Here is a 20,804-nt window from a genome sequence, read left to right as displayed (position 1 = left end):
CTTACATCGTCTGCACTTAATGCTTTTAAGCGCGATTTTTGGGCGCTGCTTGCTGGTGCATCTAAACGCTTATAAAGTGGGGAACCAAACTCTTGCTCTAACTCTTTATAAAGCGCTGATGGTGTTTTACCGGTTACTGCAAGTATTTCAGCTGCAAGTAGCCCCATGATAAATCCGTCTTTGTCGGTACACCATACGCTGCCATCAAAACGTAAAAACGCAGCGCCTGCACTTTCTTCGCCACCAAAAGCAAGATTTCCTTTATTAAGGCCTTCAACAAACCATTTAAAGCCTACTGGCACTTCTTTTACTTTACGCGCATTACGCGCAACGACACGATCAATCATCGAGCTCGAAACGAGTGTTTTGCCTATTTCTACGCTGCTATCCCACTCGCGGTGTTTTAATAAGTAATCAATAGCGACAGCTAAGAAATGATTAGGGTTCATTAAACCATCTGGAGTAACAATGCCGTGGCGGTCGTAATCAGGGTCGTTGCCAATCGCTATATCAAAATCATCTTTCAATTTAATTAAGTTAGCCATTGAGTAAGGTGATGAGCAATCCATACGGATTTTGCCATCTTTATCAAGTGGCATAAATGCAAAACGCGGATCGACACTGTCGTTTACTACGGTTAAATCTAAATTGTATTTTTGTGCAATTACAGGCCAAAAATTAATTCCTGAACCACCTAGTGGGTCAATGCCCACTTTAATTCCTGCATCACTAATCGCTTTAAGATTAACGATATTTTCTAAATCGTTAATATACGGCGTCATTAAATCTTCGTAGCGAATAAAACCTGAACGAGAAGCTTTAGCAAATGGAAATAATTCAACCTCAACTAAATCTTCAAGTAATAATTTGTTAGCCCTGTCTTCAATCCAGTTTGTTACGTCTGTATCAGCAGGCCCGCCGTTAGGTGGGTTATATTTAAAGCCACCATCTTCAGGAGGATTATGCGAAGGCGTAACAACAATACCATCAGCCAATTCATTTGGATTAAGTTTGTTATGGCAAACTATCGCGTGGCTAATAACAGGAGTGGGTGTAAAGTCGCCGTCTTGCTGAGTAATTACCTGTACTTCGTTAGCCACAAGCACTTCTATTGCAGAGTTGAACGCAGCTTCACTAAGCGCATGTGTATCTTTACCTAAAAATAACGGTCCAAAAATATCGTTTTGCTTACGGTAATCACAAATTGCTTGGGTAATTGCTAAAATATGGGATTCATTAAATTTCACATCATATGAGCAACCGCGGTGTCCAGATGTACCAAAGGCAACGCAATGCTCTGGGTTTTGCTCTAAATCTGGCTCATTTAAATAGTAGGCCGAAACTAATTTAGGAACATTAACAAGTGCTGATTGTGGTGCAGTTTTGCCTGCGCCTGAGTGAATAGCCATTATATTTCCTTACAGGTAATCGCGAATTTTTTCAGCTTGCTCTGCACTGTATCCTAGGCAAAGCGCAACTTCGTGAAGCATCATCTTTTTGCGTGTTGTATTAGAGTTAGTCATAACCCAATATTCACTGTCGGTGATATTTTTTGGATTCATGCTACTTCCACTTTTTACTAAATCTTCTTTACTTGTTGCAAAGTAAACACGGTCGCGGCCTTTAATATCAAGCACAGCCGAAAAATCAGATTTATGAGTGCGATAAAATGCACTTAAAATAAACAAAAAACGACCCACAACGCCTTTCTGCATTGCCAGTTCTTCTTTATTTAGTACATTAAAAACGTTAGCATTTTTTTGCTTCACTGGTGTGACAGTTTTGGGAGTGTCAGTGGCCGCTTGTTGAAGCTCTGGCTCAACAGATACTGAAGATGCCGCAGATGCAGTGGTTAATTGTTGATTTTTTATTATTTCTACGTCGGCGGTTAATTGTTTTTCGCCGCTCATATTTAATAAACGACGCAAAATTGTGGATGCACTTTCACCAATACTTTGCGTGTTGCTGGCAATATATTGATATAACTCGTCGTCTATGTCGATTTGTTTCATGGTCTTCCTGTCATTACGGGTCACATTTTTTTCTCACGCCTGATTATACCCAATCCAATAATAAATGCGAGTTACAACAAGCACTCCCAATCATTTCAAGCATCCATACCCGATTAAGCCGGTTTTACTAGATCGATAGGTTAAGTTTTAGCAGATCTATCTGATAAATTGGTTTATATAGCACTATTTTTTGCTTTTTTATGTATAGCTCGGCAAACTAAGCCGATATTTGTAGGAGCAATGTATGAAGCTAAATTATAAGCAACTTGGGCAGGGCCCAAATGTTATTTTAATACATGGACTTTTTGGTTCTTTAGAAAACCTCAACGTAATTGCTAAGCCTTTAAGTGAAAACTTTACAGTCACTAATGTAGATTTGCGTAATCATGGCCTATCACCTCACAGTGACGAGATGAATTACCCTGCTATGGCAAAAGACATTGTGGAGTTACTACAACACTTAAATATAGAAAAAGCACATATAATTGGTCATTCGATGGGGGGTAAAGTCGCAATGGAACTTGCATTAACTCAACCGCAATTGATTGAAAAATTAGTTGTACTTGATATTGCACCCGTTACTTACCCGCCACGACATACTGAGATATTGAAGGCACTTAACGCAGTTGCCTCTGAAAATATTGAAGACAGAAAGCATGCGGATGCAATAATGCAGCCTTTTATAGATGAGCTAGGAGTTCGTCAGTTTTTACTAAAAAGCTTAGCTAAAAATACAGCGGGAAACTTGACGTGGCGATTTAACTTACCTGTTATTGATAAAGAATATTCAGAAATACTCTCAAACGTTAATGAAAACAATTCTTGTTTATGTAATACTCTTTTCATTAAAGGAAATGACTCTGACTATATTTTACCCGAGCACCGTACAGCAATTACTACCCGTTTTAAAAACACCAATGCAAAAATCATTCATGGTGCCGGGCATTGGTTGCATGCCCAAAAGCCAATTGCAGTTAATAAAGCAATTAGTGATTTTTTGATTCAAAATTAAAGTTATTTTAATCGCTTGTTTTTAGATGTACGTACTAAATAAATGAATATTTTTATGCTATAGTACGCGCCGTTTAATTTAAAGGTTATACGTTGATGGTCAGTCAGTTAATTAACGAATTTGATACCCTAGGGTTGTACTTTGGCTTAGCCGGTATTTTGATATTCATCGGCTTGGCGATTAAAGACGTACTTAAAAGTGGTAATGTACCAAAGTTTGGTCGCTATATAGTATGGACCGTACTCTTTTTAGGCTGTTCAGGCTTTATTGCTAAAGGACTTATTCAAGTATTTTGGCAAGGCGCAGGTGTAGGTTAGGCATGGCGAAGTCAGAAACAGATAGAACAACGCTTGATTTATTTGAATACGAAAAACGACCAGGCAGACCCAAAACAAACCCCCTTTCTCGGGATATGCAGTTAAAGGTTAATAAACGTAATCAAATAAAAAGAGATAAAGCACGTGGTTTAAAACGTGTTGAATTTAAAGTTTCATCGCAGTTATATCAAGCATTAAGTGATATGGCAGATGCACAAAATATTAGCCGCAGTGCGCTGATTGAAACGATTTTACAAGAAAGATTGGCTATTGATACATAAAAGGTTGTAAATCCATGGCAAGTGTAGGCATTTTTTTCGGAAGTGACACAGGTAACACAGAACACGTAGCAAAAATGATCCAAAAAGAATTGGGTAAAAAGCTGGTGGCTGTTCATGACATAGCAAAAAGCTCTAAAGAAGAGATTGCAGAATTTGATTTAATCTTATTTGGTATTCCAACTTGGTACTACGGCGAAGCACAATGTGACTGGGATGACTTTTTCCCTGAACTTGAAGAAGTAGACTTTGAAGGCAAACTTGTTGCTATTTTTGGTTGTGGTGATCAAGAAGATTATGCTGAATACTTTTTAGATGCTATGGGCATGATCAACGATATTGTTACTGAGCGTGGCGCTATTGTTGTAGGACATTGGTCTACAGAAGGCTACGATTTTGAGGCTTCAAAAGGCATGGCCGATGACAAGCACTTTGTTGGTTTAGGGATTGATGAAGACCGTCAACCAGAGCTTACTGAGCAGCGCGTTAAGGCTTGGTCAGCACAGGTATTCGATGAAATGTGTTTAAGCGAACTCGCAGACTAATTCACACAACATAACGCTAACTGTTTAAATAGTTATCAAACAGTTAGCGTTTTCTTTATTTGCTGCAATATAAATCAATTCTTCTTTGCACTTAAGGCCTAGGCACGTTATCCTATTTGTTGCTTATGTGTCGTGAGCATCTTTGCAAGATGTCTAGTATAACCAAATAAAATTGAGACAGATTTAATGACTGATCATAACTTGGAACTTAAAAAAGCCGGTTTAAAAGTAACTTTACCGCGTATTAAAATTTTAGAGATTTTACAATCTCCAGATAACCAACACATCAGTGCTGAAGATGTTTACAAAATTCTTTTGGATTTAGGTGAAGAAATAGGCCTTGCAACAGTATACCGTGTACTGAACCAATTTGATGATGCAGGCATTGTAAGTCGTCATCATTTTGAAGGTGGAAAATCGGTATTTGAATTATCAGGCAGTACTCACCACGATCATTTAGTTTGTTTAAAGTGCGGCAAAGTTGTTGAGTTTGAGGATGAAATGATTGAACGTCGTCAACTTGAAATTGCGCAAGAAAACGGTATTACATTAACCAACCATTCTTTATACCTTTACGGCGAGTGTGATGACAAAGCTTCATGTAAAGCATTTAGCGACGCAAACAGCTAATATAATTTAGTTATAAAAAAACCTGCCAATGGCAGGTTTTTTTTGTCTAAATTACTATACCCGTAAATTAAAGGGGATAGTAATAATCAACTTATTGAGTTTTAGACCAAGAATCACGCAGACCCACTGTTTGATTAAACACGATATTGTCTGATTTAGAGTCTCGTGAAAAGTAACCCGTTCGTTCAAATTGAAAGCCCTGCTCTGCTTGAGAGTTAGCTAATGACGGTTCAAGTTTGGCATTATTTAATACAACTAACGACTGAGGATTCAATGTTGTTTCAAACTCCTCAGCTGCTGCTGGATTTGGCACATTGAACAAGCGATCGTATAGACGAACTTCAGCAGTGATGGCCTGTGAGGCCGATACCCAGTGAATAACGCCTTTAACTTTACGACCATCACTTGGGTTTTTACCTAGCGTTTCGTTGTCGTAAGTACAATAAATAGTCGTTATTTCATCGTTTTCGTCTTTTTCAACTCGGCTAGCTTTAATGACATAAGCACCACGTAAACGAACTTCTTTATCGAGCACTAAACGTTTAAATTTATTATTAGCCTGCTCTTTAAAGTCTTCTCGTTCAATGTATATCTCACGAGTAAATGGTACGTCACGTCTGCCCATTTCTTCTTTATTAGGGTGATTAGCCACCGATAAAGTTTCTATGCTCTCGGCATCATAGTTTTCAATAACCACTTTAACCGGATCGAGTACAGCCATGGCACGCGGGGCATTTTCATTTAAGTCATCACGAATACACGCTTCTAGCATACCCATTTCAACCATATTTTCTTGCTTAGTTACGCCTATTCGTAAACAAAATTCACGAATTGAAGCCGGTGTATAACCTCGACGACGTAGGCCTGCAATGGTAGGCATACGAGGATCATCCCAACCTTCAACCATATTATTAACAACTAGGTCATTTAACTTACGCTTAGACATAATTGTATATTCAAGGTTTAAACGAGAAAACTCTATTTGCTGCGGATGACACTCAATGCTGATGTTATCAAGTACCCAGTCGTATAAACGGCGATTGTCTTGAAACTCAAGAGTACATAATGAGTGGGTAATGCCTTCAATTGCATCAGAAATACAATGCGTGAAATCGTACATCGGATAAATGCACCACTTATCAGCAGTTTGATGATGATGAGCAAAACGAACACGGTATATAATTGGATCGCGAAGCACCATAAACGAGCTTGCCATATCAATTTTCGCACGCAATACACATTCACCCTCTTTGAAGCCCCCTGCACGCATTTTTTCAAATAGTGCGAGGTTGTCTTCAGGAGATGTATCTCTGTATGGGCTGTTTTTACCTGGCTCCGTTAAAGTGCCGCGGTATTCACGTGCTTGGTCTGCAGTTAAAAAACAAACATAGGCTAAACCTTTGTTTATAAGCTCAACGGCATAACCGTATAGAGTGTCAAAATAATTAGAAGAATACTTTATGTCACCATCCCAATTAAACCCTAACCACTGAACGTCTTCTTTTATAGAATTAACGTAGTTAATGTCTTCTTTTTCTGGGTTTGTATCATCAAATCGTAAATTACATAAGCCGTTATAATCTTTTGCAATACCGAAATTTAAACAAATTGATTTTGCATGACCAATATGTAAAAAACCATTGGGCTCAGGTGGAAAACGCGTATGCGTTGCAGCATGCTTTTTACTTGCTAAGTCTTCATCAATTCGGGTTCTAATAAAGTTACTTGGGCGATTCTCAATTTCCGCCATAGGAGTACGATCCTCTAAATATTACTTATTAACAAAACTAATGCATTATTACAAAAACAGTCACTAACATACAGCAATAGATTACGCTTTATCTTACTTATTGATTAACTTTAATCCATCTAATCTGTTTTTAACGAATAAAGTTTGTTTTAGCGCAATATTTAATTCATAGAAGCCCTTTATAGTGCGTCAATACCGTACTTTATAAGGATTAAGAGATGGCTACACTTAACCAGCACCGTGTTTATATACCTAGTAATGCACGTGCTAATCATTACTTACTTGCAGAAGTTACCCCTAACGATAGTTTTTACGAAAGCTTTAACTCAATAAACTGTTGTTACGAAAGAATAGCACGACAATTATTTGCAGCATGCGATGAATATGAGCTGCATAATGTGCATATTTTAGCAAACGACAAACTTCCTGTTGTCAGGTTTCATGATGAGTCTTATCAGTTAGAGACTAATAAGCAAATGCTTATTTTTTATAACCCACGCTATCACGAAGCACACAAACTCTATTATTCAACCGACACGCAAAGTAAAAAAGTGCGCTTACTCTTTTTAGCTACGGGTGATGATATACGAGCTAACTCCGCTGTATTTCACAGAAAAGTCCAAAAAGTATTAACGCTTATGCAAGAACAGTTATTTATTGATCAACCACAATTTAAAGTGCGTGATCATCAACATTTAACTTATGACTTATTTGCTAAAAATAAAGGGAATAAAGAAACCTACGGCTACAAATTGAGGAGTTTGTATCCTAGGTATCAAAATCGTCATTGTGAAATACCGAAAGACCATGCCGAGATGACATACGCGACATTTTCTATTCCTGTATCAAGGGCTATTAAAACTCAATTTCAAACTTTAATTAACAATGGCGACTTTAATCAATTTTATGATTACTTTTTAGATAGCTTTAAGCGATGTTGTGAAGTGAATAAGCTCACCCATGGTGCATTGGTGGCAAATGGTGCTAAACCAATTATTCGTAATAGCAAAGTCGATGTAAATGAAGGAAATGAAGAACTTCAAAAATTAAGCTTTGAACTAGACAACGATGAACAACAAGTAAAATATTTTTACGATAACAAAAAGTTAGTCGAAACAATGCATTTTGTAATCGTTGCTACAAAGCAAAACAAGCAAGAAATTGGTTACGGTAAATTTATGAATCAGGTTGAAAAAACGATTTTTAGTCTTTGTGATGAGCTAGATATAAATAAAGAACGACAAGATTTAACGGTTAGATTTTTTCAACATATAAGTTACCCATTTTAATTGGGTACATAAACAAAAAGGCTCGCTAAATGCGAGCCTTTGCAAAAATTAAACTAAGCTGATTACCAGCCTGTTTTCTCTTTAAGTGCTTTACCGATATCAGCAAGTGAACGTACAGTTTGTACGCCAGCAGCTTCTAATGCAGCAAATTTCTCATCAGCAGTACCTTTACCGCCTGCGATGATTGCGCCAGCGTGACCCATGCGCTTACCTTCTGGTGCAGTAACACCAGCAATGTAAGATACAACAGGTTTAGTTACGTTAGCTTTGATGTACTCTGCAGCTTCTTCTTCTGCAGTACCACCAATTTCACCAATCATTACGATTGCTTCAGTTTGTGGATCTTTTTCGAACATTTCTAGAACGTCGATAAAGTTAGTACCTGGGATTGGATCACCACCAATACCAACACACGTAGACTGACCAAAACCAGCATCTGTAGTTTGCTTAACCGCTTCGTACGTTAAAGTACCAGAACGAGAAACAATACCTACTTTACCAGGCTTGTGGATGTGACCAGGCATGATACCAATCTTAGTTTCGCCCGGAGTGATAACACCTGGACAGTTAGGACCGATCATGCGAGTACCTGTTTGATCTAGTTTAACTTTAACGTCAACCATATCAAGCGTAGGGATACCTTCGGTAATACAAACAATTAGCTCGATGCCAGCATCGATTGCTTCTAAGATTGCATCTTTACAGAAAGGTGCTGGTACGTAGATAACTGAAGCAGTTGCGCCAGTTTCTTGTACTGCATCACGTACTGTGTTGAATACAGGAAGACCAAGGTGCGTTTGACCGCCTTTACCTGGGCTAACACCACCAACCATTTGAGTACCGTACTCAAGCGCTTGCTCTGAGTGGAAAGTACCTTGGCCACCAGTGAAACCCTGACAGATAACTTTTGTATCTTTATTGATTAATACAGACATTATTTGCCCTCCGCAGCAGCAACAACTTTTTCAGCAGCGTCTGTTAATGATTCAGCAGCGATGATGTCTAAGTCAGAGCTCTTAAGAACTTCACGACCTAATTCAGCATTAGTACCTTCTAAACGTACAACTACAGGGACATTTACGCCAACTTCTTTAACTGCGCCAATGATGCCTTCAGCAATCATGTCACAACGAACAATACCACCAAAGATATTAACTAAAACAGCTTTAACATTGTCGTCAGAAAGAATGATTTTGAATGCTTCAGAAACACGTTCTTTAGTCGCGCCGCCACCAACATCTAGGAAGTTAGCTGGCTTGCCGCCATGTAGGTTTACGATGTCCATAGTACCCATCGCTAGGCCTGCACCGTTAACCATACAACCTACGTTACCATCTAATGCTACGTAGTTAAGCTCAAAGCTTGCTGCATGTGCTTCACGTGCATCTTCTTGAGATGGATCGTGGAACTCACGGATTTTTGGTTGACGGTAAAGTGCATTACCATCGATACCGATTTTACCGTCAAGACAGTGAAGGTTACCTTCGTCTGTGATTACTAACGGGTTGATTTCAAGGAGTGCGAAATCGAAATCGTTAAACATTTTACCAAGACCCATGAAGATCTTAACGAACTGTTTCATTTGTGTTGGGTTAAGACCCAATTTGAAACCAAGTTCACGTGCTTGGTAAGCTTGAGGACCAACTAATGGATCGATCTCAGCTTTGTGGATAAGTTCTGGTGTTTCTTCAGCAACAGTCTCAATTTCAACACCGCCTTCAGTAGACGCCATGAAAACAACTTTGCGAGAAGCACGGTCAACTACTGCACCTAGGTACAATTCGTTGGCAATGTCTGTACAGCTTTCTACTAAAATTTTAGCAACTGGCTGACCATTTTCGTCTGTTTGGTAAGTAACTAGGTTTTTACCTAACCAGTTAGCTGCAAACGCTTTAACTTCATCGATAGTTTTAACTAGCTTTACACCGCCAGCTTTACCACGTCCACCTGCGTGAACCTGAGTTTTAACAACCCACATATCACCGCCGATTTTTTCAGCAGCTGCTGCAGCTTCTTCAGGTGTATCGCAAGCGAAACCTTGAGAAACTGGTAAACCATATTCGGCAAAAAGTTGTTTTGCCTGATACTCATGCAAATTCATGATGCTTTATCCAATTTTTTATACTAAAAGAGCTGAATACTTTTTCAAATAAACAACTATCCCAAATTGCGCACCTAGTATAGTTGCCAAGGCTTAACATGAAAACCCCAGTACGACCAAAGGCGCAAAAAAAAAGCTGTGAACATCCATTCACAGCTTACATTTTATACAACTAGATTAAACATCTAGCAATAAACGTGTTGGATCTTCTAGTAACTCTTTAATTGTTACTAGGAAACCAACAGATTCTTTACCATCTATTTGGCGGTGATCATAAGAAAGTGCCAAATACATCATAGGAAGAATTTCAACTTTACCATTTACTGCCATTGGACGGTCTTGGATTTTGTGCATTCCCAAAATTGAAGACTGTGGCAAATTAATGATAGGCGTAGATAGTAGCGAGCCGAATACACCACCATTTGTAATTGTAAAGTTACCACCCGTCATATCGTCAAGTGTTAGCTTACCGTCACGACCTTTAAGTGCTAGTTCACGGATACCTTTTTCAATTTCAGCAACTGATAGCTTATCGCAATCTTTAAGAACTGGTGTTACTAAACCACGAGGTGTAGAAACAGCAATGCTAATATCAAAATAATTGTGGTATACAATATCGTCGCCATCAATTGATGCATTTACATCAGGGAAGCGTTTAAGTGCTTCAGTGACTGCTTTCACGTAAAAAGACATGAAGCCTAAACGAATACCGTGACGCTTTTCAAATACCTCTTGGTACTGCTTACGAAGATCCATAATTGGCTTCATGTTAACTTCGTTAAACGTAGTTAACATTGCAGTGGAGTTTTTAGCTTCAAGAAGACGGTTAGCAATCGTTTTACGTAAACGTGTCATAGGAACGCGTTTTTGAGTTCGATCACCCATTGGTGCAGATGGAGCCGCAGCTTCAGCTTTCTTAGCTGATGGTGCAGGTGCTTTTAAGAAAGTATCAACGTCTTCTTTAGTTACACGACCGTTTTTACCCGTACCTTTAATTTTAGAAGCGTCTAAGCCTTTCTCAGCAATTAAACGACGTACTGATGGCGTTAAGACATCAGAGCTGTCAGCTGAATCAGCAGCAGGTGCAGCTTCTTGTTTTGCAGCAGGAGCTGCGGCTGTGCCACCGGCTTTAACTGAACCGATAACTTGTTCACCAAGAACAGTGTCGCCTTCAGCGTTAATAATATCACCCATAATACCGTCTTCTTGAGCTACCACTTCAAGAACAACTTTATCAGTTTCGATATCTACCAAGTTTTGATCGCGTGTTACCGCGTCGCCAGGTTGTACATGCCATGTAGCAATTGTTGCGTCTGCAACTGATTCCGGGAGTACAGGTACTTTAATATCCACTTCTTTACCTTCTGATGCTGGTGCTGATGGCGCCGCTGGCGCGTCTTCTGATTTTTCTGATTTGTTTGAAGATGTGCTTTCACTCGCAGGCGCTGCATCAGCATCGCCGAGCAAGCCCATAACTTGATCACCAAGTACAGTAGCACCTTCTTCTTGAGATATTTCTGTAATTACACCGTCGTGTTGTGCAACTACTTCTAACACTACTTTGTCTGTTTCAATGTCTACTAAGTTTTGATCGCGAGTTACTTTGTCGCCAACACTTACATGCCATGTAGCAACGGTAGCATCCGCAACCGACTCAGGAAGAACAGGAACTTTAATTTCTGTGCTCATCGCTTATCCTTTATTTTCTATAGTAAGCGCGTCGGCAACGAGCGCTTGTTGTTCTTTAGTATGTACTGACATGTAACCACACGCTGGTGACGCAGAAGCTTTACGGCCTGCGTATTTTAACTTAGCACCTTGTGGAATTGCATCAACAAAATGATGCTGAGAACAGTACCATGCACCTTGGTTTTGTGGCTCTTCTTGACACCATACAAAATCAGTAACGTGTTGGTAACGTTCCATAATAGTTTTCATTTCGTCATGTGGGAACGGGTATAATTGCTCTACACGAACGATGGCAATATTATTTTGTTCCAGCTTACGACGCTCTTGAAGTAGCTCGTAGTAAACTTTACCACTACAAAATACAACGCGTTCAACGTCATCAGATTTAATATCATCAACTTCGTCGATCATATTATGGAATACACCATTTGAAAGTTCTTCAAGTGAAGAAACAGCAAGTGGATGGCGTAGTAACGACTTAGGTGTCATAACAATCAGTGGTCGACGAAGAGGTCTGACCGATTGACGTCGTAACATTGCGTAAACTTGCGCTGGTGTAGACGGAACACAAACTTGCATATTATGATCAGCACAAAGCTGCAAGAAGCGCTCTAGACGTGCAGAGCTATGCTCTGGACCTTGGCCTTCATAACCATGAGGTAACAAAATGGTAAGACCACATAAACGGCCCCATTTTTGCTCGCCTGAACTCAAGAATTGGTCAAATACAACCTGTGCACCATTTGCAAAGTCACCAAACTGAGCTTCCCAAAGTACAAGAGAAGTTGGCTCCGCAGTCGCATAGCCATACTCAAATGCAACAACAGCTTCCTCAGAAAGTACCGAGTCAAAAACTTGGAACGTGCCCTGATCTTCGCTTAAATGCTGCAAAGGGAGGTAAGTTGCACCGTCTTTCTGGCTGTGAACAACTGCGTGACGATGGAAGAACGTACCTCGACCAGAATCCTGGCCAGTCATTCTAATATCTGTGCCTTCGGTTGCGATAGTTGCATAAGCAAGAGTTTCTGCCATCCCCCAATCAAGCGGCTTTTCGCCAGCGGCCATAAGCTTACGATCTTCGTAAATCTTTTTAACACGCGATTGAGCTTTATATTGTTCAGGGTAACTAGCTACCTTTTCACCAAGCTCTTTAAGCTTTTCTACCGAAACGCTTGCGTCGTAATCTACATCCCAATCGTGGCCTACGTATTTAGCCCAATCTGAAGAATGAGACGTTTCTGGCTGAATTTCAGATACAACACAATTGCCGTCATCTAATGCATTGCGGTACTCATCTGCAAGGGCTTTAATTTCCTGCTCTGTAAAAGAACCCTCAGCAATTAACTGATCCGCATATACCAGACGTGGAACTGGGTGTTTCTTAATTTTTTGGTACATTAAAGGCTGAGTAGCATTTGGCTCATCAGCTTCATTGTGGCCATGTCGGCGGTAACAAACTAAATCAATAACCACATCACGCTTGAATTTATTTCTGAAATCAAGTGCTATCTGCGTTACAAATGCAACTGCCTCAGGATCATCAGAATTCACGTGGAAAATAGGCGACTGTACCATTTTTGCAATATCAGTACAGTAATCTGTAGAGCGAACATCGTCTTGTTTAGAAGTAGTAAAACCAACTTGGTTATTTACAACAATTCGAATGCTGCCACCACAACTAAAGGCATTAGTTTGAGAAAGATTAAACGTTTCTTGAACCACACCCTGACCTGTTACAGCAGAATCACCATGAATAGTGATCGGGAGCGCTTTTATTCCCGTACTGTCACCTAAACGATCTAAACGAGCGCGTACAGAACCCATAACTACTGGATTAACTATTTCAAGGTGAGAAGGGTTGAAGGCCAACGCCATGTGAACATTGCCACCTTTAGTAGCAAAGTCTGATGAATACCCCATATGGTATTTAACATCACCAGAGCTAAGGGTTTCTTTATGCTTACCGGCGAATTCATCAAAAAGCTCTGATGGATTTTTACCTAAAACGTTTACTAAAACATTTAATCGTCCACGGTGAGCCATGCCTATTACAGCTTCTTGTTGGCCACTTTCACCAGCGCGGTGAATAAGTTCTTTTAGCATAGGTACCAGCGCGTCTCCACCTTCTAGTGAAAATCGTTTAGCACCTGGGAACTTAGCACCTAAATATTTTTCAAGACCATCAGCAGCGGTTAATCCTTTAAGGATACGTAGCTTTTCTTCTTTTTCGAATTTAGGCCTAGATTGAACAGATTCTAAACGTTGTTGTAACCAACGCTTTTCTTCTGTCGATGTGATGTGCATATACTCTGCACCGATAGAGCCACAGTATGTGGTTTTAAGCGCTTGGTATAGTTCACCTAAAGGCATAGAGTCTGAACCAACCGCAAAAGACCCTACATTAAACTCTCGCTCAAAATCAGCTTCTGATAAGTCGTGGTAATCTAGCTCTAAATCTCGAACACGCTCTCGTTCCCAAATACCCAATGGATCTAGGTTTGCATTTTGGTGACCACGAAAACGGAAAGCATTAATAAGTTGTAGAACTTTAACCTGTTTTAGGTCACCGCCACTACCCTCTGCTACCACTACTTCTCTATGCTTGTTTTTTGCAAGCTGTGCAAACTGTGCACGAACTTCTGAATGTTTTACTTCAACATCCACACCATTAACTTTTGGTAATTGTTCGAACACTTCTCGCCATTCATCTGGCACAGAAGTCGCATCGTCTAAATACGCTTCATAAAGCTCTTCTACATAAGCAACGTTGCCGCCGTTTAAATGTGAAGATTCTAACCATGCCTTCATCACACCTTCGTGCATTTATAAGCCCTTTTCTTTAGCGCAGAAATTAATAGTTATAATAACAAGATGGCTAATAATTAATACTAGCCATCTTACGTTTCTATATAATTAAACCGAACGGTTTAGTAACATAGATTTGATTTGCCCTATTGCTTTAGTCGGGTTAAGACCCTTAGGACAAACGCTAACACAGTTCATGATACTGTGGCAACGGAACACACTGAACGCATCGTCTAAGTCTGCTAAACGCTCTTCTGTTGCTGTATCTCGGCTATCAGCCAAGAAACGGTAAGCATGAAGAAGGCCTGCTGGACCAATGAACTTGTCTGGATTCCACCAGAACGAAGGACACGATGTTGAACAACATGCACATAAAATACACTCATATAAGCCGTCTAATTTGTCACGCTCTTCAATAGACTGAAGACGCTCACCAGCAGCAGGCGTGTCATTAATTAGATACGGTTTAACTTTTTCGTATTGAGTGTAGAACTGACTCATGTCAATAACAAGGTCACGTACCACTGGTAATCCAGGAAGAGGACGAACTACTATTGTACCTTTACCGTTATTTTGCAACGTTGATAAAGGAGTAATACATGCTAAACCATTCTTACCATTCATGTTAACACCGTCAGAACCACACACGCCTTCACGACATGAACGACGGAATGAAAGTGAAGGATCTTGCTCTTTTAAAAGTAAAAGTGCATCCAACACCATCATGTCGTGCCCATCGTCTATTTGCAAGGTGTAATCTTGCATACGAGGTGCGTTGTCAACATCTGGATTGTAACGATAAACTGAAAATTGTACTTGTGCCATCGTCTCGCTCCTAGTATGTACGTGCTTTAGGTGGAAATGCTTCACGCGTCTTAGGCGCGTAGTTAACTTCACGCTTACTCATTTCATCCGTAACCGGATTATATACTGAGTGACATAGCCAATTCGTGTCATCACGATCTGGGAAGTCAAAGCGAGAGTGCGCACCACGGCTTTCTGTACGGAAGTTTGCAGCTACTGCTGTTGAGTAAGCTGTTTCCATTAAGTTATCAAGCTCAAGACACTCGATACGCTGCGTGTTGAAGTCTGACGACTTATCGTCAAGACGTGCATGCTGTAGTCGTTCACGAATCTCTTTAAGTTCTTGTAAACCAGTAGCCATAGAGTCGCCTTCACGGAATACCGAGAAGTTAAGCTGCATACATTGTTGAAGATCTTTCTTAATTTGAACAGGATCTTCACCTTGCCCAGCTGTTGAGTTTTCCCAACGATTATAACGAGCAAGTGACGCTTCTAAGTCTGACTCAGACGCCGCTTTAGATACCTCGACATCTCTTAGGTATGTGCCTAAGAAGTTACCCGCAGCTCGACCAAATACAACTAAATCTAGTAACGAGTTACCACCAAGGCGGTTTGCACCGTGTACAGATACACATGCAATTTCGCCAACAGCAAATAGACCTTCAACTACTTTTTCATCGCCTTGAGCGTTGATTTGAAGTACTTGACCATTTACGTTAGTTGGTACACCACCCATCATGTAATGACATGTTGGTATGACTGGAATTGGCTCTTTAGCTGGATCAACGTGAGCAAATGTTTTTGCAAGATCACATACGCCAGGAAGACGTAAGTTAAGTGTTTCTTCACCTAAGTGGTCAAGCTTAAGCTTGATATGAGGACCCCAAGGACCATCACAACCACGACCTTCACGTATTTCGGTCATCATTGAACGTGCAACAACATCACGAGATGCTAAGTCTTTTGCGTTAGGTGCATAACGTTCCATGAAACGCTCGCCATCTTTATTTAAAAGATAACCACCCTCACCACGACAGCCCTCAGTTACAAGCGTACCTGCTCCTGCAATACCTGTCGGGTGGAACTGCCACATTTCCATGTCTTGCATAGATATGCCAGCACGCGTAGCCATACCAACACCGTCGCCAGTGTTTATATGAGCATTTGTGGTTGAGGCGTATATGCGACCTGCACCACCAGTAGCGAGAACAACTGCCTTTGATTTGAAATAAGTGATTTCACCTGTTTCAATTTCAATTGCAGTACAGCCAACAACATCACCATTATCGTTTTTAACTAAATCAAGTGCATACCACTCAGAGAATACATTTGTTTTGTTTTTAACATTTTGTTGATAAAGGAGATGTAATAGAGCGTGACCAGTACGGTCAGCTGCGGCTGCAGTACGTGCTGCTTGCTCACCACCAAAATTTTTCGATTGGCCACCAAACGGGCGTTGGTAAACACGGCCATTTTCAAAACGAGAAAATGGTAAACCCATGTTTTCTAATTCAGTAATAGCTTCTGGGCCAGTTTGACACATGTATTCAATAGCGTCTTGGTCACCGATAAAATCGGAACCTTTGACGGTATCGTACATATGCCATTCCCAGTTATCTTCGTGTGAATTACCAAGCGCTACTGTAATACCGCCTTGAGCGGATACAGTGTGTGAGCGTGTTGGAAATACTTTAGATATTAATGCACACGTTTTGCCAGATTCAGTAATAGCCAAGGCAGCGCGCATACCTGCACCACCAGCACCAATTACTACGGCGTCAAATTCACGAACAGAATATTTCACTTAAACACCCCATAATACAATTAGACCAATAGCTACGTAAGCAACGGCCATTAGGTTTAGAACAAACCCTAAAAATGCGCGTAACTTTGAGTTTTTAACATAGTCTGTTAAAACCTGCCAAAGGCCAATGCGGGTATGAACCATGATGCATATTAGAGTTACTAACGTAAACCCTTTCATAGCTAGGTTAGAGAAGAGGCCTATCCAGGCTTCGAAAGTGACTTCTGGCGTCGCTAAAAAATAGCCGATAATAAAAATAGCATATGCGCTAATTATTAATGCCGTGGTACGTAAAGATACATAATCTTGTACACCATCACGTTTAAGAGTTGCTTGATTTAAGACCATATCCACACTCCCGCCAATACAGCGAATACAACGCCAAGAGCCATTGCAATTTTAGCGCTTAGGTTACCTGACTCAAGTTCTTCCCAGTGTCCCATATCCATTACCATATGACGGATACCACCAATTAAGTGATAACCTAGTACTGAAATGGTGCCCCAAGCTATAAATTTGGCAATAAATCCGTTAAACAGACCCTTGACGAATTCAAAACTTTCAGCTGACGAGAGAGACTCAGACCAAGCCCAAATGACAAACGTTAAAGCAAAAAATAATGCGACACCGGTGACGCGGTGAAAAATTGATGCTTTAGCCGTTGCCGGCATAGATATAGTTGTTAGATCTAGATTTACAGGTCTTTGCTTTTTCACAGTTACTTGCCCATCTTGCTCACAGTGGAGCTCATCTACTTGCTTTTCTAAAAACCCACCAAATGTTTCTGGTGGAACTATCAAGATAAACGAATTAAAACACTAAAAGTTCACATTAATGTAAATTTTTTGGTGTAAAAATATCTTTACCCAAATACAATACGGTTTAAAACCTCCGTTAGTATATATACCCACAAGGCTTTTTACAATTCTTGTTTATTTAGAGATGTTTGCGAATTAGCCAATAGTATAATACATATATGATACAGAATATTTATTATACAAATGTGCATAATGTTTATAAAAATTGACTTTAACCCCCTCTTTCACGTTAAAATACGTAGATGTGCTTAAGACAGATTTCAGAACTTTAAAAATCTAAAAATCAGAATAGATATCTTAATAGGAGATACATAGCGATGGCAGATAAAAAAGCCACAGTTCATATTGATGGACTTGATCCAATCGAACTTCCAATTTATCAAGGCACTGCTGGCCAAGATGTAATCGACGTACGTACGTTAGGTTCACACGGCCACTTTACTTATGACCCAGGCTTCATGTCGACTGGTTCTTGTGAATCTGCAATCACCTATATCGATGGTGGTAAAGGTGTTTTACTTCACCGTGGTTACCCAATTGAGCAACTAGCTGAAGAGTCAGATTACATCGAACTTTGCTATTTATTGCTTAATGGTGAATTACCATCAAAAGAGCAATACGATGCATTTGCTGAGAAAATCACTCGCAGTACTATGCTAGACCAAAAAATTGCCAATTTCTTCCAAGGCTTCCGTTTTGACGCACACCCGATGGCTATGCTTTGTGGTGTTGTTGGTGCTCTTTCTTCTTTTTACCATGAAGATCTAGATATCACTGATGCTGAACAACGCAAAACAAGTGCTGTTAGATTAGTTGCTAAATTACCAACAATTGCAGCAATGGCTTATAAAACAAACATTGGCCAACCTTTTGTATATCCACGTAACGATTTAAGCTATGCAGAAAACTTCTTACATATGATGTTCTCTGTTCCAGCTGAAGAGTACAAAGTAAATCCAATTACTGCTAAAGCCATGGATAAAATATTCATGCTTCACGCTGACCACGAACAGAATGCTTCGACTTCTACAGTTCGCCTTGCTGGTTCTTCAGGTGCTAATCCTTATGCATGTATTGCGGCAGGTATCGCATCTTTATGGGGTCCTGCTCACGGCGGCGCAAACGAAGCATGTTTAAACATGTTAGAAGAAATTGGTTCAGTAGATCGTATTGACGAGTACGTTGCTAAAGCAAAAGATAAGTCAGACCCGTTCCGCCTAATGGGCTTTGGACACCGTGTTTACAAAAACTTCGACCCACGCGCTACAGTAATGCGTCAAACGTGTCATGAAGTTTTAGAAGAGTTAAACATTCAAGATCCACTTCTAGATATCGCTATGAAGCTTGAGCAAATTGCTTTAGAAGACCCGTACTTTGTTGAGAAGAAACTATACCCTAACGTAGATTTTTACTCTGGTATTATCTTAAAAGCGATTGGTATTCCGACAAGTATGTTCACTGTAATTTTTGCAATGGCTCGTACTGTTGGTTGGATCACTCACTGGGATGAAATGCTTTCTCAGCCTGGCCATAAGATCAGCCGCCCACGTCAAATGTATACTGGTTACACTGCTCGTGACTACGTATCTACTGACAAACGCTAATACTATTTAGCTATAAAAGGCCGCTTTTGCGGCCTTTTTTGTTTTTGGCTACTTGAGTTTAAATTCAAAGTGGCTACAATCCTCGCCAACAATGATAACGTTGATATTACCATGCCAGAATTAAAGTTTGACATAACGCGTGTGCGACATGATTTCCCCACATTAAATCAAAGTATTAACGCCTGCCCGCTCGTTTATTTAGATTCTGGTGCAACAACACAAAAACCCCAGTGTGTGATAGACACTACTGCTAAGTTTTACACTGATGAAAATGCAAATGTTCATCGGGGGCGCCATACCCTGAGTGAAAATGCGACAATTCAATACGAAAATGTAAGAGCACAAACAGCCACTTATTTTGGTGTTAACAGTAACGAAATTGTATGGACTAAAGGCGCCACCGAGGCAATTAATCTTGTCGCAAATGGATTGCGTAAGCAAGTCACGGCAAACGATACAATTATAATTACCCCCATTGAGCACCATGCTAACCTTGTACCTTGGCAGGTGCTTGCCCAGCAAACCGGTGCAAAGTTAGCTGCAATGCCACTTAACAAAGATGGAACATTTGATACTGAGCTCTGTTTAAAATTTATCAAAAAGCAAAAGCCTGCAATAGTTGCAATTTCTCATGCATCTAATGCTTTAGGCAATATTACTGATTTGCCCGCTATTATTGAGTGTGCAAAATCACTTGGTGCTATTGTGGTTGTTGATGGTGCACAAAGCGCCATGCATCTGAAACCAAACTTAAAAATTCTAGATTGTGACTTTTATGTTTTTTCAGCTCACAAAATGATTGGCCCAACAGGTGTGGGTGGTTTATACGGGCGCTATGAGCTCTTAAACGCCTTAACACCTTATCAGACGGGCGGAGAAATGATTCAAACCGTCACCCTGTATGAAAGCGTCTATAGAGATGCTCCTGCTAAATTTGAGTCTGGTACCCCCAATATAGCTGGGATCACCGCTTTTGGTGCAGCTCTTAGCTACTTAAGCCAATTTCGTCATGCTGAAATATTTGAACATGAACAAGCAGTATTTAATTATGCGCACTCAAGATTAGCTAAAATAGATGGCATTTATTTATACAGCTCAATAAAAAATAATATTGGTACGCTTTGTTTTAACTATAAAGACGAACATCCGTTCGATTTGGCAACATTACTTGACGGTTATGGCGTTGCGGTAAGAGCTGGTCATCATTGTACTCAACCATTAATGGCACACTTAGGAATTAACGGCAGTGTCAGGGCAAGCTTTGCATTTTACAATAATTACAGTGATGTAGATAAGTTTATAGATGCACTTCAAGCGTGCATTGCAATATTAGACTAATTTGGGAT

At 40.1% G+C, this 20,804-nt stretch carries 19 protein-coding genes; 8 read left to right on the top strand and 11 right to left on the bottom strand.

The annotated features are described in order from the left end of the window. Together ATS71_RS15155 and seqA are read right to left on the bottom strand one after the other, a co-directional pair. On the bottom strand, window positions 1-1,409 hold a 1,409-nt coding region (locus tag ATS71_RS15155; protein ID WP_235591507.1), incomplete at its 3' end, for a phosphoglucomutase. Between the two features lie 9 nt (window positions 1,410-1,418). Then, window positions 1,419-2,012, bottom strand: a complete 594-nt coding sequence (gene seqA / locus ATS71_RS15150) for a replication initiation negative regulator SeqA (protein ID WP_058405572.1) — start codon at window positions 2,010-2,012, stop codon at window positions 1,419-1,421. A 244-nt stretch (window positions 2,013-2,256) separates the two neighbouring features. Between seqA and ATS71_RS15145 the strand changes: the two genes are divergently transcribed. From ATS71_RS15145 to fur, 5 genes are all read left to right on the top strand, one after another. Then, entirely contained in the window at window positions 2,257-3,024 is a 768-nt protein-coding gene (locus ATS71_RS15145; protein ID WP_058405571.1) for an alpha/beta fold hydrolase, read from the top strand. 95 nt (window positions 3,025-3,119) lie between these two features. After that, window positions 3,120-3,341, top strand: coding sequence for a DUF2788 domain-containing protein (locus ATS71_RS15140; RefSeq protein ID WP_006793041.1), 222 nt, complete (start codon window positions 3,120-3,122; stop codon window positions 3,339-3,341). Window positions 3,342-3,343: 2 nt separating this feature from the next. Next, window positions 3,344-3,622 (top strand): LexA regulated protein, encoded by a 279-nt coding sequence (ybfE, locus tag ATS71_RS15135; protein WP_002962928.1) that lies wholly within the window; start codon window positions 3,344-3,346, stop codon window positions 3,620-3,622. Window positions 3,623-3,636: 14 nt separating this feature from the next. Continuing rightward, window positions 3,637-4,164: a flavodoxin FldA gene (gene fldA / locus ATS71_RS15130; protein ID WP_058405570.1), complete on the top strand. Its 528-nt coding sequence runs from the start codon at window positions 3,637-3,639 to the stop codon at window positions 4,162-4,164. A 186-nt stretch (window positions 4,165-4,350) separates the two neighbouring features. After that, a complete protein-coding gene (fur, locus tag ATS71_RS15125) occupies window positions 4,351-4,794 on the top strand; it encodes a ferric iron uptake transcriptional regulator (protein ID WP_058405569.1) in 444 nt (147 codons plus the stop codon). A 91-nt stretch (window positions 4,795-4,885) separates the two neighbouring features. Here the strand turns inward: fur and glnS are convergent, their stop codons facing one another. Beyond that, window positions 4,886-6,544: a glutamine--tRNA ligase gene (glnS, locus tag ATS71_RS15120; protein WP_058405568.1), complete on the bottom strand. Its 1,659-nt coding sequence runs from the start codon at window positions 6,542-6,544 to the stop codon at window positions 4,886-4,888. Between the two features lie 218 nt (window positions 6,545-6,762). Between glnS and ATS71_RS15115 the strand changes: the two genes are divergently transcribed. Then, entirely contained in the window at window positions 6,763-7,833 is a 1,071-nt protein-coding gene (locus tag ATS71_RS15115; protein WP_058405567.1) for a DUF3083 family protein, read from the top strand. A 62-nt stretch (window positions 7,834-7,895) separates the two neighbouring features. On the opposite strand, the gene sucD is transcribed toward ATS71_RS15115, so the two are convergent. From sucD to sdhC, 8 genes are all read right to left on the bottom strand, one after another. Beyond that, complete coding sequence (sucD, locus tag ATS71_RS15110) at window positions 7,896-8,768, bottom strand: succinate--CoA ligase subunit alpha (RefSeq protein ID WP_008127375.1); 873 nt, start codon at window positions 8,766-8,768, stop codon at window positions 7,896-7,898. Further along, entirely contained in the window at window positions 8,768-9,934 is a 1,167-nt protein-coding gene (sucC, locus tag ATS71_RS15105) for an ADP-forming succinate--CoA ligase subunit beta (protein ID WP_006794719.1), read from the bottom strand. The genes sucD and sucC overlap by 1 nt, the downstream gene beginning before the upstream one ends. 177 nt (window positions 9,935-10,111) lie before the next feature. Further along, window positions 10,112-11,623 carry a 2-oxoglutarate dehydrogenase complex dihydrolipoyllysine-residue succinyltransferase gene (odhB, locus tag ATS71_RS15100; RefSeq protein WP_058405566.1) on the bottom strand — a complete coding sequence of 504 codons (1,512 nt, stop codon included), beginning with the start codon at window positions 11,621-11,623 and terminating at the stop codon, window positions 10,112-10,114. A 3-nt stretch (window positions 11,624-11,626) separates the two neighbouring features. Then, the gene (sucA, locus tag ATS71_RS15095) at window positions 11,627-14,446 is read right to left on the bottom strand and encodes a 2-oxoglutarate dehydrogenase E1 component (protein ID WP_058405565.1); all 2,820 of its coding nucleotides are present in this window, start codon (window positions 14,444-14,446) and stop codon (window positions 11,627-11,629) included. A 90-nt stretch (window positions 14,447-14,536) separates the two neighbouring features. Continuing rightward, window positions 14,537-15,253: a succinate dehydrogenase iron-sulfur subunit gene (locus ATS71_RS15090; RefSeq protein ID WP_006794722.1), complete on the bottom strand. Its 717-nt coding sequence runs from the start codon at window positions 15,251-15,253 to the stop codon at window positions 14,537-14,539. Between the two features lie 10 nt (window positions 15,254-15,263). Then, window positions 15,264-17,036, bottom strand: a complete 1,773-nt coding sequence (gene sdhA / locus ATS71_RS15085; protein WP_058405564.1) for a succinate dehydrogenase flavoprotein subunit — start codon at window positions 17,034-17,036, stop codon at window positions 15,264-15,266. Next, complete coding sequence (gene sdhD, locus ATS71_RS15080) at window positions 17,037-17,384, bottom strand: succinate dehydrogenase, hydrophobic membrane anchor protein (RefSeq protein ID WP_058405607.1); 348 nt, start codon at window positions 17,382-17,384, stop codon at window positions 17,037-17,039. Beyond that, a complete protein-coding gene (gene sdhC, locus ATS71_RS15075) occupies window positions 17,375-17,752 on the bottom strand; it encodes a succinate dehydrogenase, cytochrome b556 subunit (protein ID WP_074210168.1) in 378 nt (125 codons plus the stop codon). Before sdhC ends, sdhD begins: the two co-directional genes overlap by 10 nt. Window positions 17,753-18,171: 419 nt before the next feature. On the opposite strand from sdhC, the gene ATS71_RS15070 reads away from it, so the two are divergent. Both ATS71_RS15070 and ATS71_RS15065 read left to right on the top strand, forming a co-directional pair. Continuing rightward, entirely contained in the window at window positions 18,172-19,458 is a 1,287-nt protein-coding gene (locus tag ATS71_RS15070; protein ID WP_058405563.1) for a citrate synthase, read from the top strand. A gap of 111 nt (window positions 19,459-19,569) precedes the next feature. Beyond that, complete coding sequence (locus tag ATS71_RS15065; protein ID WP_058405606.1) at window positions 19,570-20,796, top strand: aminotransferase class V-fold PLP-dependent enzyme; 1,227 nt, start codon at window positions 19,570-19,572, stop codon at window positions 20,794-20,796. Window positions 20,797-20,804: the final 8 nt, after the last annotated feature.

It is taken from the genome of Pseudoalteromonas sp. H71, assembly GCF_001468485.1.
Lineage (GTDB): Bacteria > Pseudomonadota > Gammaproteobacteria > Enterobacterales > Alteromonadaceae > Pseudoalteromonas.
Note: the sequence above shows the minus strand (reverse complement) of the source record. Positions and strands in the feature narration are given on the sequence as shown.

What these genes read in the sequence shown, in the direction of transcription:
- ybfE (WP_002962928.1), top strand. Translation starts at nt 3,344, where the DNA reads ATGGCGAAGTCAGAAACAGATAGAACAACGCTTGATTTATTTGAATAC.
- fldA (WP_058405570.1), top strand. Translation starts at nt 3,637, where the DNA reads ATGGCAAGTGTAGGCATTTTTTTCGGAAGTGACACAGGTAACACAGAA.
- ATS71_RS15140 (WP_006793041.1), top strand. Translation starts at nt 3,120, where the DNA reads ATGGTCAGTCAGTTAATTAACGAATTTGATACCCTAGGGTTGTACTTT.
- sucA (WP_058405565.1), bottom strand. Translation starts at nt 14,446, where the DNA reads ATGCACGAAGGTGTGATGAAGGCATGGTTAGAATCTTCACATTTAAAC.
- fur (WP_058405569.1), top strand. Translation starts at nt 4,351, where the DNA reads ATGACTGATCATAACTTGGAACTTAAAAAAGCCGGTTTAAAAGTAACT.
- ATS71_RS15070 (WP_058405563.1), top strand. Translation starts at nt 18,172, where the DNA reads ATGGCAGATAAAAAAGCCACAGTTCATATTGATGGACTTGATCCAATC.
- seqA (WP_058405572.1), bottom strand. Translation starts at nt 2,012, where the DNA reads ATGAAACAAATCGACATAGACGACGAGTTATATCAATATATTGCCAGC.
- ATS71_RS15115 (WP_058405567.1), top strand. Translation starts at nt 6,763, where the DNA reads ATGGCTACACTTAACCAGCACCGTGTTTATATACCTAGTAATGCACGT.
- odhB (WP_058405566.1), bottom strand. Translation starts at nt 11,623, where the DNA reads ATGAGCACAGAAATTAAAGTTCCTGTTCTTCCTGAGTCGGTTGCGGAT.
- ATS71_RS15145 (WP_058405571.1), top strand. Translation starts at nt 2,257, where the DNA reads ATGAAGCTAAATTATAAGCAACTTGGGCAGGGCCCAAATGTTATTTTA.
- sucD (WP_008127375.1), bottom strand. Translation starts at nt 8,768, where the DNA reads ATGTCTGTATTAATCAATAAAGATACAAAAGTTATCTGTCAGGGTTTC.
- ATS71_RS15065 (WP_058405606.1), top strand. Translation starts at nt 19,570, where the DNA reads ATGCCAGAATTAAAGTTTGACATAACGCGTGTGCGACATGATTTCCCC.
- sucC (WP_006794719.1), bottom strand. Translation starts at nt 9,934, where the DNA reads ATGAATTTGCATGAGTATCAGGCAAAACAACTTTTTGCCGAATATGGT.
- ATS71_RS15090 (WP_006794722.1), bottom strand. Translation starts at nt 15,253, where the DNA reads ATGGCACAAGTACAATTTTCAGTTTATCGTTACAATCCAGATGTTGAC.
- sdhD (WP_058405607.1), bottom strand. Translation starts at nt 17,384, where the DNA reads ATGGTCTTAAATCAAGCAACTCTTAAACGTGATGGTGTACAAGATTAT.
- glnS (WP_058405568.1), bottom strand. Translation starts at nt 6,544, where the DNA reads ATGGCGGAAATTGAGAATCGCCCAAGTAACTTTATTAGAACCCGAATT.